Below are 15,675 nucleotides of genomic sequence, written 5' to 3'. Positions count from 1 at the left end.
GGCCTAGCCAAGTTTGCGTTTCTTTGCCAAAATTGTCGTCAAATAATTAACGTTTGTTCCATCAACTTCGCTTAAATTATAGCTTACCTGTTCATCAGGCAAACCACATTTGCTAATCATAACCGCATTATCACCAAAACCATACTGTTCCAGTTTTTCTACTACTTTTCCGAAGTTCTTATATACTTTCATCAATACAACATTATCAGAAATAGCTAATACTTTATCCATTTCTCCCTCTGCCATTGTAGCAGGAATAATGCTAATTACATCATTGCCCTCTGCTAAAGGTTGTCCTAGCTGACTGCCTATGGCACAAAAAGCAGGAACACCTGGTATGGTTTCGATCCCGTGTCCACAGTCCTTTAATAAACGATAAACATACATATATGTACTATAAAACATTGGATCCCCCAATGTTAAAAATACAACCTTTTTCCCTGCTTGCAGTTCTTTTAATATACTATTTTTATTATTTTCCCATGCATCTGCCAAAGTATCAGTATTGCTTACCATTGGGAAAACCAACTTTAATATCTCAACATCAGCTTTCAAATAGGGACGAGCAATGGATAGCGCCGTGCTGTCTTCTTTTTTCTCCGTTTTAGGAGCAATAACAACATCCGCATTTTTAATTACTTCTACTGCCTTTAATGTAAGTAATTGGGGATCCCCTGGTCCTACACCAACACCATAAAAAATTCCTGACATAACGTCCTCCTCAGCATGATTTGTAGTATGTTAAATATCTTGTAACAACAAAAAAACCTTCCGTTACATTAGCTGGAAGATTTCAATAAATACAATTATAGAACTCTGTAATCATGAAAAATCGTTGCCAAGGGCATTTTGATCTCGCATTCAGTACAATTGTACTAATCTCCTCCCCATCTCTCGCAGGTTATAACGGCGATTGCTATATAGGCAGTTCTCCTGGCTTTGAATCATTACTTATCCACACCTTCCCGAAAAATCATTTTCAGTGGCATAACTGTGGATTCGCTCCTCATTACAGTGGCGGGACCGCGCCGGATTTAAACCGACTTCCCTATTAAGCCCACAAGGGCACCTATACCGTCAATATTTAGTTTTCACTGTTCTCTTAGTAATAACTGTATAATAAATAATTTAACTTGTCAAGCATTAACAGGATGTCAATCCACCGTCAACGCTCCACACAGCCCCGTTAACAAAGGATGCTTGGTCTGATGCCAGAAAACAAATAACATTGGCAATCTCATGAGCCTCACCAATACGCCCAATGGGATAAATCGAGGACATATCGCGTAAATATTCCTGCGGGTTATCGACTCCTGCTAACTGCTGCTGCAGCATGGGGGTATCTACATCACCTGGACATACACAATTCGCACGAATTCCATAATGAATACTTTCTAAGGACAATGCCTTTGTAAAGGTCGTCACTGCACCTTTGGATGCACAATATGTTGTACACAAAGAATTTCCATTGATCCCTGCATCAGATGAAAGATTTACAATCGCCCCGCCCCCTCTTTGACGCAGGTGAGGTAAGGCATATTTACAAATAAAATAAGTTCCCTTTATATTCACATTCATCATGTTATCAAACTCATCTTCTGTCACTTCGCCAATAAGTTTCTCCATATAGATACCAGCAGAATTGATGACGATATCAAGACCACCAAACAAGGCCACTGCCTTGTCTATAACCTCTTGACATTGACTAGCTTTACGAATATCGCCTCGAATAAAGCATACTTGTTCCTCAAAACTAGCCAATTCTTGCAAGGCCATTTTCCCCTTTTCTTCCTGGCTTCCAATCAGAGTAACTTTTGCGCCTTGTGATAGCAATTGGCGCCCTGTTTCTAAACCAATACCAGAAGTACCGCCAGTAATAACGGCTACTTTTCCCTCAAAAGAATAATTCATAAGTCAGCTCCTGTTTGTTAAACATTAATATAGTATAGTAATAAAATCTATTTTTTAACCACAGAGATGCAGAGGACGCAGAGAAAAAATAGAAGAATCAAAAATCTACCGCAGTGTATTCTGCGCCACTGTGCTTATCCTCTTATTAATAGTCAAAGGAACGGATGGATGTTATTTCTATTATATACCATGACTCTACTTTTTTCCTATCTCTGCAAAGAACTTAACATGGGATTCTCTACTTCAACCGGAAGGAAATAGGCATTGTCGTGTAACACATAATACTGACATTCTCCTGATTTTTGGCAGGTATAAATCGCCATTGACGAACTGCTACTATTGCTGCCTCATCTAAAATACCATGCCCTGATGAATGATTCACGGTTATGTCTCCAGCCAAACCATTCGCTAATATTTGTATCTTCACGAGAACCGTACCTTCTAAACCTGCTGTTCGCGCTGTTTCAGGATAATCAGGATCTACCTTGGATAAAATGCTTGGCCTAGTGATCTGCTTATTTCCTGAATTACTACCAGAATTGCCATTCCCGCCTCCGCTATTGCCAGCAGTCCCCTTTCCTGATCCATTCCCAGTACCTCCATCAGTTGTACTTGTATTCGAAGAGTTGCTTCCTTGCCCATTGTCACTCATAGATTGAAATGTGGATGCCGCTTCAACCGCCACTACCGCTAAGTCTTCTGTCACAGCCACTGCTTTAGGAGCAACTGATAAGGCAGTAGTACTCTTTATAACGGTTGTGGTTTCAGGATAAGCAGCAGTTTGGGGCGTATTCTTTGCAACTGGTGATGATTCATTCGATTGTGCTCCTTCTGCCACTGTATCTGTTAGTAATTCTAATTCAATGTAGGTTTCGGAATCCATCAATGGAAAAAATCTACCTGCCAGCAAACCTACGATACCCAAAAGCAATATATGAAAAATCACAGAAATGACAATTGATTTACGCAAACGTGGTCGGATCATATCTTCTATTTTCCTTTCTGATCAGTAGCCACAGCCACTCTACGTGCCCCAGACAATTTTAGTTCATCTAACACTGCCACCACCTGACCATACTGCCCTTGCTTGTCTGCCCGCACTACAAATAGAATATCAGGTTGTTTTGCTAGCTCTGCATTAATACGTTTTTGTAATAATGAGAGTGGGATTTCCTCCTGCTCAAACATGACTCTGCCATCTTTTAAAACTGTAATGTTACTATTTTTCGTTATTTCTTGTTGAACCGCAGTAGCTTGCGGCAAGTTGATTGGAATGGTATGTTGCTCCACCATATATAAGGTACTCATCATAAAAAAAACTAATAAAAAAAAGATAATATCAATCATCGGAATAATCATTAATGCTGGTTGATTTTCAATGCGTAAACTACGCAATTTCATGACTTTTCCTCCGAGTTTCTTTTATATAAAGTCGAGTTATCACTATTGTATAGACTTGTTCCATATCCGTAACCAATTTATCCAAACGATGGGTAAAATAGCTGTGCACGACTAACGCCATAATGGCTACAATTAATCCAGTGGCCGTTGCAACTAAGGCTTCACCTACTCCTCCTGTAATCGCCATGGGCTGCCCATTTTTTACATTGAAAATACTAAAAGAATTAATCATACCAATGACAGTTCCTAACAAGCCTAATAAAGGAGATAAGGTAACAATAGAGCTTAGATAATTTAAATATTCTCGTAATCTAGCTGCTAACAATGCCGCTGTACCATCCATGGCCTTTTCTATATTACTCTCTTTTTGATATGCTAGTAATCCTTCTGCCCCTAAAATTCCAATCACAGCTGTCGTTTGTCCGCACAAATGCTGTGCTTCTGCTAATTTTTCTTGTTCCAATAAAGGTTTTAGTTTTTCAATAAATGCTTGGGAGTCCGTAGACATCTGTTTATAATAGAAAAATCGTTCCACACCAATCGCTACTACAGCTAAAGAACATCCTACAATCACATACATGACTGGACCACCTTTAGCAAATAAAGACATACATTGTGACAAAAAATCCATATTATTTACTCTCCCGTCCTAATATCTCATCAGATATTATTTGCAAACTAACTAACTAACTAACTAACTAACTAACTAACTACAAAACGTCTCGATAAAATTCAGCGATGTCATCAAGGTTACTTGAGGAATTTTTAACAACTTATAATAGGTTTCAATCCCTTGTCCTTGCAAAAAATCCCGCTCTTCAATCGGCGTATCTTCAATAATAACTAATTTTTTAGCGCAAAAAGCGGCATGTAAATTGTCTATATTTTGCTCTCCCCAGGCTACATTTGATAATACTACCCAATCTGCTTGCGCAATTTGGGCACGGTTTTTTTGCGCAGACAACGTATCAATCTTAGAAAAGGGTTGACTTACTACGGAGGGTATATGAAAAGCTTCAGCTATGATAGCATCGGTATCACTAGGATGAAGGACGCCTATCGTCAAATGATAACCATTTTCATATAATCTGCGAATAATTTTTGTGCCTGAACCACCACCGCATATCACATGTACAGTAGTGCCTCTACTTTGCTTATTAACCGATGTATAGGTATGGAAGTCTAAACTATCCGTTACCTTATTTCTAAACACAGCGGCATGTAAGCCATACGCCACTTGCAAATTTTCTTCAGTAATCACATTCTCTGGAACACCGTCAGAAATAATACTACCATCCGCTACTAAAAGTAAACGGGAACAATATTTCGCTGCCAATTTTAAGTCATGGGCTACAACCAGTACTGTTTTCCCTTGTTTGACAATTAATTGGCAATATCGAAAAATCTCCTCTTGATAAATGACATCTAAACTTGCTGTAGGCTCATCTAAGAACAAAATTGGTGTTTCCTGAGCCAACACTTTTGCCAATAACACTCGTTGTTTCTCACCGCCAGACATATTTTGTACTGGCTTATTAGCCAATGAATTCACCCCTGTAAATTCCATGTACTTATAAGCAATTGCAAGATCCTCTTCCTGCTCATTTTGCCACCATTTTAAATAAGGATAGCGTCCAGCCAAGACAACTTCCAATCCTGTGTAACCAAAACCTATATTCACTTCCTGCTGCATATAGGCTATTTGGTAAGCTAACTCTTTATTCGATATATTGGTAATCAAGCGGTCATGTATTTTGATCTCTCCTTCTGTCAATGGCAAGAATCCTCGCATACTACGTAGCAAGGTACTCTTACCAGCTCCATTTGGGCCAATAATCCCTACAAATTCTCCAGTACCGATTTTGCAGGTAATATGTTTCAAAATCTTTTTATTACCTATTGTAATGCTACTATCAGAAACTGTTATTACTTCCTGCATCATGAAGCGCCTCCAGTTTGCTGCGCCTTTCGCAGCAAATATAAAAAGTAGGGTGCCCCTAGTAAAGCCGTCATAATACCTACACGAATTTCATTAGGCGGAAAAATCATTCGCCCTAAAGTATCACAAAACACTAAAAACAAAGCCCCTCCTATTGCACTACATGGAAGCAACCAGCGGTGTTCTGGCCCAACCATAATTCGCATAATATGAGGTACAATTAAACCTACAAATCCAATAGTACCGCTTACACACACGGCAATGGCCGTAGTAAATGCAGCAACGAATAATAACAACATTCGCAAAGCAACTACAGGTACACCTACAGATTTGGCTTCCTGCTCGCCTAATGCCAAAACATTGAGATGTCTAGCTAACAAACATAAAATAACTAAACCACTACAGATCGGGCCAACCGCTAAATAAACATGTTCCCACCTGCGATAATCCAGCCCCCCTACCATCCAAAATAAATATTCCCGTACACGAGATTCATTCATCAAAGTCAAGATGCCAGATGTGAAAGCTCCCATCAACATACTAACAGCCACACCTGATAATAATAAGGTCATCACTGGAATTTTTCCTCGTAACATGGATAAAAAAACAGTTAAACTAACTGCCAAAATTGCTCCTACCAAAGCAAAAATTGGCGTGATAAATATACTGTTTGACGTAAGACCAAGTGAAATTGCTACGACAGCACCAAACGCAGCGCCACTCGAAACACCGATGATGCCAGGATCAGCCAGAGGATTGCCAAATATACCTTGCATCACGGCCCCTGAAGTACTTAAAGCAGCTCCTACCAACATACCTACCAAAACACGAGGCAACCGAATCTGCCACACTACAGCCTGATATTCAGAATCAGCAACGGGAAGCTGCAGCCCCCCAAAAGGAATATGCCCTGCTATAATTAGCAATGTCTCGTTCCAAGGAATTTGCATGGTTCCCCAGGAAATAGAAAATAACATAACACCTAGTAATAAGATACTCATTACTATTATTCTATTCTTAGCCTTCTTCCCTCGATTATTTTGCGTCCTAATCCCTTCCTCTCTCATAGATTGCCATCTTGCGGATAAGCCGCCTTCGCAACATCCACTACTCCTTGCACTATGTATTGGGAAGTACAGGATAAGTGGCGATCGGGGATCATAACTAATTGCTGTTGCCTAATCGCTGTAAGGGTTTGAAATGCTGGATCAGCTTGTATCTCAGATTTGAATTGATTTATATCTATTTTTCCTGAGTAATCCCACATGGGCATAATCAGAACGTCAGGATTGGCTTTAACAATTTGTTCTTTTGACATAATCTCATTTTTGCCAACTCCTACTTTGCTGGCTCCGTTTATGACACCAGCATACTGACATATATCATCAAATAAACTTCCTTTCCCACCAATCCCCCCCATTAAAGAAAACAGTACCACCGTCTTTCCTTCTGCTCTGCTAACCTTTTCCAGGGACTTTTGGACCATCAATAATTGTTGCTCCATTTGAGCCACCATTTCTTGGCCCCTTTTTTCTTCGCCAACAGCATGTGCTATTTCATAAATTACAAGTTTTACATCAGCAATCGTCTTCGGTGTTTTATAGACATACACCGGAATCCCGGCTTCTCGAAGGATCTGAATCAATTCTACCGGCTGCCAATCCGCGATAAATAGTAAATCAGGTTCTAAGGCAATTATGGTCTCTGGGTTAGCTTTTACCTTGTTGGGTACTAACTTGGCTTGCTCCGCTACATTGGATATACCTGGATCATCTGCTAAATATGTCAAAGCCAAAATACGTTCCATAGAAACTAACCCTACTATTATTTCATCTGCTCCTAAAGACAGAGAGGCGATACGGATAGGTTTGTTGGGAAGTTTCACGATGTAACCTTGTGAGTCTTGTACTTCATACCCTACTGTAGATTTATTAGATTGTGAATGAGATGCACAACCAGTTATCAATAGGAGAGTATAACTGACTAGCAAACTAACGATAAACATTTTTTTCATTTGTTAAATCTCCTAAATATCGCACTGCTTGCTGTTGCGTAGTAACTTTTCTTGACCAATCTGCAATGGATGTATACATAAATTCATGCACCACATATCGAGGTTGTACTAATTCAAGAATCCGATTGACTGCTGGAGACGTAAATGGTAGATGCTCATCAATTTTAAGTACATGACTCATTGCTCTTGCCAAAATATTTTTCTGTGGTACGGCTATACCTCTACTTTGCTTTATGTATTCACCTGATAAAGAATGATGTAGATGTATACCGTAAATGTAATTTTTATATTGACCTAATGATTCAATAATTTTAAGTACATAGTCTATCCCCTCATCTTGGCTCTTTAATTCTGGATTGGTATTCATTAAATGCCCAACATCTAGCATAATACCAACTTTGGAATGCTTCACTTTATTCAGTAACAAAGCAGTAAGTTCTTTATTTTGCAATGTTAACCCTGGCCACCATAAATTTTCAAATAACAATTCCATATCAGGCGGTATATCTTCAACCAATTGATTCACTACCTCAAGGGTAGCCTCAATAACTTCTTGATCTGAATAGTTAAACTGCCAATTAAACAATTCTGGAATCCGCGCCTGACTGACATGAAACACAAGGTATTTGGCTCCTGCCATTTTTGCTTTACGAATATTATCTCGGTATACATTCAACCACCCAGCGGGATTCAAAGCACCATAACAAGCTTCAATTTGATCGTCACTGCCAAATTGCCTAAGTAATTCTTGTCTGTTACCATGCCAAAAATCCAGCCAATTGGGCCAAAAACGTAGATGTACTCCTTGGATCCACTCCTTTTTATGGACGCGTGAATCCCAAGAATCACAAAACATCATTTCCAGCCCATCTAAATGATGCTGATTCAAGAATGCTCGTAAACATTCTGGACTATTATGAATAAGCTCCAAATCCGATGCACAGTTAGATAGATTCACAAGTTTTAACATAGCTTAAGTCCTTTACAATAAAATTAGCTTATTTTTCCTGACAATTGTAACATAAGTAGATTTCATTACACTGGTAGCAAGTGTGTCATACTACACTGCAGTGTTTCAGTAAAAAACTTCACCTTCTGATACTAACAGCTAAAATATCGTTTTTAATCCAATCAAGTAATTACGTCCGCTACAAGGCTTACCAGCAGTAGTATCATAATATTTATCGAGTATGTTATTTACGGTTAAAAAAGCGGTATTATTCTTATCTAGTTTTAAATTAACATTCGCATCCCATAACCAGTAACTTTTTTCTATAAATTGGCTATTGGTTCTTCCCATAACAGCCGTGCCTTTTATATCAGCATTTATTTTGTTAGATCCATAAGACATGCCAATATTCCATGTTTCATCTGGTATATTTTTGTCTCTGACAAAATTACTATCATATTGTGTTTTATTCCTAACACGCAAATAGTTATAGCCAATGAATGTTTTTAATTCAGCAGTAAGTCTCTTAGTCAACTGCATTTCAAAACCATCGGCTTTTTGCTTATCAACATTAGAAGGAGTCCAATATTCTATTGCAGAATTTGTACTAACATTTTTCCAAGCAATCGCATCATTTAGCCTACGAGTAAAAACTGAGAAATTTCCTTCTAATGTATTATCAAATTTATGATTCACTCCAATTTCGGCATTCCACCCAGTTTCCGGTTTTAAATTAGGGTTACCATCATAATGGGTCTCTGGTGAACCTGGATAATACGCATTTGCAGGATCAACTGATGATGGCCAGTATAAATCATCAAAACGTGGTGTTTGGAACACTTTACCCCACGACGCATAATAAGTAGTGCGCTCATTTTGTTTATAATTTGCCCCTAGCTGTGGGGTTGTTTTATTTCCGTATATATCACTATTATCATAACGAATCCCGGGAATAATACTAAACTTATCCGTTATATTCCATTTATCCTGTAAATAAATCGCTTTTACGGTGCTATCTTTACTACCATACTCACTACTTTCAATCTCGTCTTTTCGCCAATCAATTCCAGTCGTTAACGAATTTTTCTCATTTATTTTAGAATTTACCTGATAGTTGAAACCTTTCGTGCTAACGTCATGATCATATCGATCCGAAGTATTATTACCTAAGCCAAAACGATGGTTAGCATTTTGATAAAATTTAATTTGGTAATCTGTATTTGTAGAGGTATCTTCCGTATAGGTAAAGTCCCAATTATGCTGATTGGTATTTTCATATTTATTAGCTGCTTTCCCTTCATTTTCATGATGAAAGTTTTCATATGAAAAACTTAAATTGCCATTATTCACTTTTTGGTCTAACCGCAATGTATAGGCTTCTTGATCAATACCCGTATACCTATATGTTTTGTTATTCCCATCTGAATAATCACTTATTTGTTTTTTATCAGCAGTAAAGAACCAACTCAGGTTATCTTTTTTACCCTCGTTAACCAGGGTGTAATTCTTACTATCCCAGTTACCTCCTGCTACTGTTACTGCTGTCTGATTTTTTTCACCTTTTTTAGTAATGATATTAATTACACCGCCAACAGCATCTGCACCATATAAAGCAGATCTACCCCCTTTTACTATTTCAATACGTTCAATGTTCTCTATGCCGATCAAACTAGTTAAATTGGTAGTAGCCATACCAAGTCCACCTATGCCATTGGGCAAATTCATGCGCCTACCGTCAATCATCACCACAACTTGTTCACTTCCATTAATAAATGCAGCACTGATGCTGCCTGGAGCACCATTAGACCCTATAGAAATTCCTGGTATATGTTGTAGCACTTCTCCGATATTATGATAGTTACCTTCTTCAATTTCCTCTTTCGTAATTACTGTTACATTAGCAGCTGTTTCTGTTATTTTTGTAGGTACCCGATTGGCTGTCACCACCATTTGATCAAAGGAATATTCCTCACTTTCATTTGCATACACATTTTGCATTTGTAGTAATAGGGCACTACTTAACACACAGGCACATAGCTTGGCCTTTATCTGCTTCACACTTTTCCCTCCTATGTATATTTGATATTAACTAAAAAAGATAAAAATCTTTTAGCCACTTAAGTTATTATCTGTTGCTAGCTTTACAACAGTTACTTACTAAGTAACCACGCTTTCTTTAGCGATATATGTTTATTCCAAAACCCTTCTACCATATGACTAGTACCCCGTAGTCCCATAAGAGGGCGATTTTTAAGTATCATTTCATCATAAAGGGGTAAGGAGATATGCTGATATTCTATATTTTCAACTGCTTTTTGATGCAAAATCGCTTTCTCTTTACTACTCGCCATAAGCAATCCTCCTGCTAGACCTGCTAAATGTTGCTCAATTTTCTGTTGGTCTTTATATCCATCTAATACGATACCAATATAATCAGGATAACTCTGTTTGAAAGGAACTCCATTATGCAATACAGTTATGATTTCTTTGGTATCTACCCATTCATTACGTACTGCCTGAGATATACCAAAAGCTACTGAAGACGGAGCTGCAATGATTATATTTTCAAACCATATATCTCCCCAAAGCTTTTGCTTATCTTTGCTAATAATACTAAGTCCTTGTACTAGAAGATTTGCTTCTTGATGAAGCGTTTTTAGCCCATTACTTTCTCCAGACATATAATAATCAATCGCTTTTAACCAATTTAAAGAACCCCGTAAACCATAAGGAGGTAATAGGGAGACATAAGGGATATTGTACTCTTCTTCTAATAACTCTGCTATCTCCCTTCCTAGTTCGTCATGCACGACGATATTCAGTTGTGCTTGGGTCATATTTGCGATTTCCTGGGTAGTGCTTCCTGCTCCTGGACAAGCTAATACTTCATAACCCGCTAACGTCAACATACGTCTTAATTCTTGCAAATCATAAAATTCATTATAATATCCAAAAGTACATCCTAGTAAATTAACTGTTTTTGTTTTTACTACACTACGGGACCGAAGAGGCATATTACGATAGTAAGCCTTAGCAGCTGCCTGATATCCTGCCCAAAAACCTTCATGCAAATCGTGACTATCTAAACAAACAACAGGACAATTCATATTTGCTTGCTTAGCAATCTGCAAAAGGTCATCATTACTAGTGATATTTGTACAGCTATTCTCCAATAGCACTATAGATGGCTGATAATTTTGTTTTATTGAATCTAGAATAGTTAGTAGATATTTTTCTGTACCGAGGGGTACAGCATTTTCATTTATTGGAGAGCAAAAAAATCGTCTTCCAGCAGTAGGGCATTGTTTTTCAATATACCCTTGGGTTGAAAAGTAACAACATAAAGGACTGTTAATTACTATAACAGCATCTGGAATACCTGCAAAGAAAGTAGTTGCACCTGTCAATCCACAACTGTTGTTTTCCTGACACATGTAGGTCAAATGGCTCGTAATCATATCCAATCCCCCTATTTTTATCGCTCCTAAAAATAGCCGTAAAAAAATCTCCTAACCTAAAAAGGCTAAGAGATTTTACAATAGCATAAAGCAAATAGTAATCCCGGCGTACATATACGCCGGGAAAAAATAAGCACAATAAAAAAACTATCGTACAAATCCCCTCCCCATCTCTCGCAGGTTATAACGGTGATTGCTATATAGGCAGTTCTCCTGACTCTGAATCATTGCTTGCCCATACCTTCCCAAGACTGTCGTCTCAGTGGCATAACCATGGGTTCACTCCTCATTACAGTGGCGGGACCGCGCCGGCTTTGAACCGAACTTCCCTATTAAGCCCCGAAGGGCACCTATACCATTCATATGAAATTTGTCTATGTTACAAGATTCACTTTATAATGTTTTTACAGAATTGTCAAGCAGTTCCTTGCTAATAATCTCTTTAAAATTCGATTCCTCTTTGTGCCTTAATTCCTTTTTTATAAGGATGCTTAATTTCTTTCATCTCTGTCACTAAATCGGCTTTTGCAATAATTTCATCACGAACCTCCCGCCCTGTTAAGACAAGATGTAGTGAATCGGGCTTTACTTCTAATACTTCTAGTACAGACTCTAAAGAGAGAACACCAAACTTAATTGCATAATTAATTTCGTCTAAGATAATCATATCCCATTCTTCGGATACGATTTCTTTTCTAGCCACTTGTAATGCCTCTTGGGCTGCCTGGCGATGATCTATCAAAGAATCTTCCGTACTATTTCGGACAAAACCTTCTCCCATTTGCCGCATTACAAAGTTGGACCCCAAAGCGTCTGCTGCCTTTAGCTCTCCATATTTCCAATTCCCTTTTATAAATTGCAATATTAATACTTTAAACCCCTGTCCCCAGGCTCTTAACCCCAGGCCTAAGGATGCCGTAGTCTTTCCCTTACCATTCCCTGTATGAACAATAATTAGGCCTTCTCTTTTTTCCATGTAACCCTCTTCCTTTCTTAGTTACCGCTGTTTTGTCCAGTTAATTCAGTATATCTTTTAAATGCTGAACATAAAGATCCTGAATCCCTGAATTTTCTCCTAAACCATGAAGATAAATAGCAACTTCAAATCCAGCCTGTAGTAACTGGGATTTCGCCGAATCTTCCTCATCACTAGCCATATCATTTGCAACGTGATCGCCAGATACAAGCATAAATGGCATCAAAGTTACTTTTTTGATATCCTTTTGTTTTAATTTTTTTATAACCCTCTCCAATGAGGGAAAACCTTCCACCGTATAAACATACACATGTTCTAGATTGGCATCTTCCAGTTTCATTTGCAAAGTAGAATAAGCAGTATTACCAGGGTGTACTCCACCATGCCCCATAAAAACAACGGCTTCTTGTTCTTTTACCTTTGGAAGCTGTGTTCTTATCGCGTCTATTACCTCTAGATAATCATCTGGTTTGCCTTCTTGTCCCGTATAATACAAAAGAGCGCGACCAAGGGCAATCTTTTCGAATATTTCAGCGTGGGCATAATGAGCAACCATTCTTTTAACCTTATCATATTCTTCTCCTACTACCACATGCAAGGGTTGAATATATACTTCTTGGTATCCTTCTTCCTGCAGCTTTTGCAATGCTTCTTTTTCCGTATCAATTTCAAGGCCATCCCTCTTTGCTAATCTTTTGATAACAATGCGGGAGGTAAAGGCCCTTCGCACTTCATACTGAGGAAAAGTAGATTTTATTTTATTTTCTATGCTTTCAATACTTGACTTCATTCCATCCTGATAGGTTGTACCAAAACTAACTACTAAAATAGCTTTTTTTAACATATGTAACTCCTCTTTTATTCCTTATATCGAAAATACTGCATATAAAATAAATCTCCCAACCAAAGGCGGAAGATTTGATTTCATCAAAAAGAACTATATAGCACTCTGTGCTTATTTACGGAATCAGAAAGTATAACACTTTCTTGATTCCAAGTAAGAGCGACTAAGACTTCTGCCTGCGTCCGAGCACTTGGCACAAGCCAAGTCTTTTCTTATTTCTTCTTTATTCTATTTAAAAATTATACTATTCTTTTTAAATTGTCAAGTTCTATATCCAATTGTCTCTTCCTTGGTAACAAAATTATTATCATTACATATTATATAGTAATTAAAGCGTTTTAAAAGTTAGCCATGGCTAACCATACTATTGTGTTTTGTAGTAGTAATTACACATAGCACTTACGTAAGGAGTGGGAATATTGAAGGAAGATCAATTTATCACCAGCCTACCGATTAATTTGCCGTTAATACCTGGGGAAGAAATTAAAACCAAGGCCAAAGGGCTATTAAAATACCTCGGACCTGCTTTTATTGTCAGCGTAGCGTATATGGATCCTGGAAATTTCGGTACTAACATTAGTGGTGGTTCCCAATTTGGTTATAACTTACTATGGGTCATTCTTTGGAGTAATTTGATGGCTATCTTTGTCCAAATTCTCTCTGCAAAAGTTGGCATTGCTACTGGAGTTAGTTTACCAGTACACTGCGGCAATGTCTTTTCACGAGGCGTGAATTGGTTCTTATGGACTATAGCAACCCTGGCGGCTATGGCTACCGATCTTGCAGAGTTTTTGGGAGGCGTCCTTGGTTTTTACTTACTATTTAATATCCCCTTAGTTTGGTCAGCAATACTTACAGGATTTATCACTTACTTCATCTGCCACATGCAAAAATATGGGCAGCAAATTGTGGAACGAATCATTACGACAATGGTAGCCGTTATAAGCATATCTTATATATGGGAAATGTTCATGTCTAGTCCAGAATGGGGGCAAGTTGCTTATCATGTGGCTGTTCCTATGCTCACCTCTGACAGCTTACTGGTAGCTGTCGGCATGCTAGGAGCTACGGTTATGCCTCACGTTATTTATCTACACTCTCATTTGGTGCAAAATCGTCGTACAAATGACGAAAGCGACTGTGTTCATCACTTAAAGATGGCCAAAATAGATGTATTTGTTGCTATGAATATGGCCTTTATTGTGAATGCCGCTATGGTTATTGTATCAGCAGCTATATTTAAAGGCAATGGTCTTACTGTTGACAGTATTGAAGCAGCTTATATGACCTTGCAGCCTCTCATGGGCAATATGGCAGCTGGAGCCTTTGGCCTCGCTCTCTTAGCCTCGGGATTATCTTCTTCTACCGTTGGCACTATGGCTGGAGAAGTTATCTTAAATGGCTTCGTGGGCTTTGATATCCCGATTAGCATCAGGCGTCTCATTACCATGTTACCTGGTATGGCTATTATCTTAGCAGGCATCAATCCGATGAGTGCCCTTGTAACAAGCCAAGTAGTATTAAGTTTTGCCTTACCGGGTGCTATTATTCCCCTTTTGCTGATTAGTAACAAAAAAGAAATCATGGGACGTTTTAAGAATGGTACCATGACTAACATATTGGGTTGGATTATCATTTGCATGATACTTACCTTGAATGCGGTCTTACTGTACCTAATCTTTTCAGGGCAAGCATAGTATTTCTTATATTTTATGTACTGAAGGCCAATGGTACGCTTTGGTTAACCTTTATTCTACAGCTTGGTTTTTAGCCACATATTCTAAAAATAGCTGATAATATTCGGGATGATTTTTCATAAACTTCACTACTAATTGGATGGAATGAATCGTACCTTGGGATAGATAATGCTCCATAGCTTCTGCCTCAGCATCACTATCACAATCAGCACAAATCAGCGTCAAAAATTCTTGTAATAGTCTATTCCGCTCAACCAAAAAACTTCCCATTTTTTTACCAGCTTCTGTCAAACTAATTACACCATATGGTTGATAATGAATATATTGATCTGCTTTTAACTTCCCTAAGGCTTTACTAACAGAAGGCAAAGATACCCCTAATTTTTGGCTTATATCAGTCACACGAACAATCTCACTCGTTAGAGACAACCGATACAATTCTTCTAAATAATCTTCCAAACTGGGTGATAGCATTTCTAGCCGCCT

15 protein-coding genes and 2 riboswitches are annotated in these 15,675 nt (G+C 38.2%); of the genes, 1 reads left to right on the top strand and 14 read right to left on the bottom strand.

Annotation, left to right across the window (positions count from 1 at the left end; translation table 11 throughout):
• Nucleotides 1-3: 3 nt before the first annotated feature.
• The 13 genes from cobI to UFO1_RS05060 form a co-directional block, all read right to left on the bottom strand.
• Nucleotides 4-711: a precorrin-2 C(20)-methyltransferase gene (gene cobI / locus UFO1_RS05120; RefSeq protein WP_038668667.1), complete on the bottom strand. Its 708-nt coding sequence runs from the start codon at nucleotides 709-711 to the stop codon at nucleotides 4-6.
• Between the two features lie 194 nt (nucleotides 712-905).
• Nucleotides 906-1,088, bottom strand: a riboswitch (cobalamin riboswitch).
• 55 nt (nucleotides 1,089-1,143) lie between these two features.
• Complete coding sequence (locus tag UFO1_RS05115; RefSeq protein WP_038668666.1) at nucleotides 1,144-1,911, bottom strand: SDR family NAD(P)-dependent oxidoreductase; 768 nt, start codon at nucleotides 1,909-1,911, stop codon at nucleotides 1,144-1,146.
• Nucleotides 1,912-2,149: 238 nt separating this feature from the next.
• The gene (locus UFO1_RS05110; protein WP_038668664.1) at nucleotides 2,150-2,896 is read right to left on the bottom strand and encodes an energy transducer TonB; all 747 of its coding nucleotides are present in this window, start codon (nucleotides 2,894-2,896) and stop codon (nucleotides 2,150-2,152) included.
• A gap of 5 nt (nucleotides 2,897-2,901) precedes the next feature.
• On the bottom strand, nucleotides 2,902-3,312 hold the full coding sequence (locus UFO1_RS05105) for a biopolymer transporter ExbD (protein ID WP_038668662.1): 411 nt from the start codon (nucleotides 3,310-3,312) through the stop codon (nucleotides 2,902-2,904).
• Entirely contained in the window at nucleotides 3,299-3,943 is a 645-nt protein-coding gene (locus UFO1_RS05100; protein ID WP_038668660.1) for a MotA/TolQ/ExbB proton channel family protein, read from the bottom strand. Before UFO1_RS05100 ends, UFO1_RS05105 begins: the two co-directional genes overlap by 14 nt.
• 75 nt (nucleotides 3,944-4,018) lie before the next feature.
• A complete protein-coding gene (locus tag UFO1_RS05095; protein ID WP_051788832.1) occupies nucleotides 4,019-5,254 on the bottom strand; it encodes an ABC transporter ATP-binding protein in 1,236 nt (411 codons plus the stop codon).
• Complete coding sequence (locus UFO1_RS05090; protein ID WP_038668657.1) at nucleotides 5,251-6,318, bottom strand: iron ABC transporter permease; 1,068 nt, start codon at nucleotides 6,316-6,318, stop codon at nucleotides 5,251-5,253. The genes UFO1_RS05095 and UFO1_RS05090 overlap by 4 nt, the downstream gene beginning before the upstream one ends.
• Nucleotides 6,315-7,265, bottom strand: coding sequence for an ABC transporter substrate-binding protein (locus UFO1_RS05085; RefSeq protein ID WP_038668654.1), 951 nt, complete (start codon nucleotides 7,263-7,265; stop codon nucleotides 6,315-6,317). Before UFO1_RS05085 ends, UFO1_RS05090 begins: the two co-directional genes overlap by 4 nt.
• Nucleotides 7,243-8,235: a TIM barrel protein gene (locus UFO1_RS05080; RefSeq protein ID WP_038668652.1), complete on the bottom strand. Its 993-nt coding sequence runs from the start codon at nucleotides 8,233-8,235 to the stop codon at nucleotides 7,243-7,245. The genes UFO1_RS05085 and UFO1_RS05080 overlap by 23 nt, the downstream gene beginning before the upstream one ends.
• Before the next feature lie 138 nt (nucleotides 8,236-8,373).
• A complete protein-coding gene (locus UFO1_RS05075) occupies nucleotides 8,374-10,272 on the bottom strand; it encodes a TonB-dependent siderophore receptor (RefSeq protein WP_236639330.1) in 1,899 nt (632 codons plus the stop codon).
• Nucleotides 10,273-10,364: 92 nt separating this feature from the next.
• Nucleotides 10,365-11,672: a nitrogenase component 1 gene (locus UFO1_RS05070; RefSeq protein WP_038668647.1), complete on the bottom strand. Its 1,308-nt coding sequence runs from the start codon at nucleotides 11,670-11,672 to the stop codon at nucleotides 10,365-10,367.
• Nucleotides 11,673-11,857: 185 nt separating this feature from the next.
• Nucleotides 11,858-12,041, bottom strand: a riboswitch (cobalamin riboswitch).
• Nucleotides 12,042-12,114: 73 nt separating this feature from the next.
• Nucleotides 12,115-12,648, bottom strand: a complete 534-nt coding sequence (cobO, locus tag UFO1_RS05065; RefSeq protein ID WP_038668644.1) for a cob(I)yrinic acid a,c-diamide adenosyltransferase — start codon at nucleotides 12,646-12,648, stop codon at nucleotides 12,115-12,117.
• A gap of 40 nt (nucleotides 12,649-12,688) precedes the next feature.
• Complete coding sequence (locus UFO1_RS05060) at nucleotides 12,689-13,492, bottom strand: sirohydrochlorin cobaltochelatase (protein WP_038668641.1); 804 nt, start codon at nucleotides 13,490-13,492, stop codon at nucleotides 12,689-12,691.
• Between the two features lie 419 nt (nucleotides 13,493-13,911).
• On the opposite strand from UFO1_RS05060, the gene UFO1_RS05055 reads away from it, so the two are divergent.
• Nucleotides 13,912-15,189 (top strand): Nramp family divalent metal transporter, encoded by a 1,278-nt coding sequence (locus UFO1_RS05055; protein WP_038668636.1) that lies wholly within the window; start codon nucleotides 13,912-13,914, stop codon nucleotides 15,187-15,189.
• Between the two features lie 51 nt (nucleotides 15,190-15,240).
• On the opposite strand, the gene UFO1_RS05050 is transcribed toward UFO1_RS05055, so the two are convergent.
• Nucleotides 15,241-15,663, bottom strand: coding sequence for a metal-dependent transcriptional regulator (locus UFO1_RS05050; RefSeq protein ID WP_038668634.1), 423 nt, complete (start codon nucleotides 15,661-15,663; stop codon nucleotides 15,241-15,243).
• Nucleotides 15,664-15,675 lie beyond the last annotated feature (12 nt).

Source organism: Pelosinus sp. UFO1 (genome assembly GCF_000725345.1).
GTDB lineage: Bacteria > Bacillota > Negativicutes > DSM-13327 > DSM-13327 > Pelosinus.
The sequence above is the reverse complement of the archived record's forward strand: the minus strand, read 5'-3'. Positions and strand labels throughout refer to the sequence as shown.

What these genes read in the sequence shown, in the direction of transcription:
- cobI (WP_038668667.1), bottom strand. Translation starts at nt 711, where the DNA reads ATGTCAGGAATTTTTTATGGTGTTGGTGTAGGACCAGGGGATCCCCAA.
- UFO1_RS05115 (WP_038668666.1), bottom strand. Translation starts at nt 1,911, where the DNA reads ATGAATTATTCTTTTGAGGGAAAAGTAGCCGTTATTACTGGCGGTACT.
- UFO1_RS05110 (WP_038668664.1), bottom strand. Translation starts at nt 2,896, where the DNA reads ATGATCCGACCACGTTTGCGTAAATCAATTGTCATTTCTGTGATTTTT.
- UFO1_RS05105 (WP_038668662.1), bottom strand. Translation starts at nt 3,312, where the DNA reads ATGAAATTGCGTAGTTTACGCATTGAAAATCAACCAGCATTAATGATT.
- UFO1_RS05100 (WP_038668660.1), bottom strand. Translation starts at nt 3,943, where the DNA reads ATGGATTTTTTGTCACAATGTATGTCTTTATTTGCTAAAGGTGGTCCA.
- UFO1_RS05095 (WP_051788832.1), bottom strand. Translation starts at nt 5,254, where the DNA reads ATGATGCAGGAAGTAATAACAGTTTCTGATAGTAGCATTACAATAGGT.
- UFO1_RS05090 (WP_038668657.1), bottom strand. Translation starts at nt 6,318, where the DNA reads ATGAGAGAGGAAGGGATTAGGACGCAAAATAATCGAGGGAAGAAGGCT.
- UFO1_RS05085 (WP_038668654.1), bottom strand. Translation starts at nt 7,265, where the DNA reads ATGAAAAAAATGTTTATCGTTAGTTTGCTAGTCAGTTATACTCTCCTA.
- UFO1_RS05080 (WP_038668652.1), bottom strand. Translation starts at nt 8,235, where the DNA reads ATGTTAAAACTTGTGAATCTATCTAACTGTGCATCGGATTTGGAGCTT.
- UFO1_RS05070 (WP_038668647.1), bottom strand. Translation starts at nt 11,672, where the DNA reads ATGATTACGAGCCATTTGACCTACATGTGTCAGGAAAACAACAGTTGT.
- cobO (WP_038668644.1), bottom strand. Translation starts at nt 12,648, where the DNA reads ATGGAAAAAAGAGAAGGCCTAATTATTGTTCATACAGGGAATGGTAAG.
- UFO1_RS05060 (WP_038668641.1), bottom strand. Translation starts at nt 13,492, where the DNA reads ATGTTAAAAAAAGCTATTTTAGTAGTTAGTTTTGGTACAACCTATCAG.
- UFO1_RS05050 (WP_038668634.1), bottom strand. Translation starts at nt 15,663, where the DNA reads ATGCTATCACCCAGTTTGGAAGATTATTTAGAAGAATTGTATCGGTTG.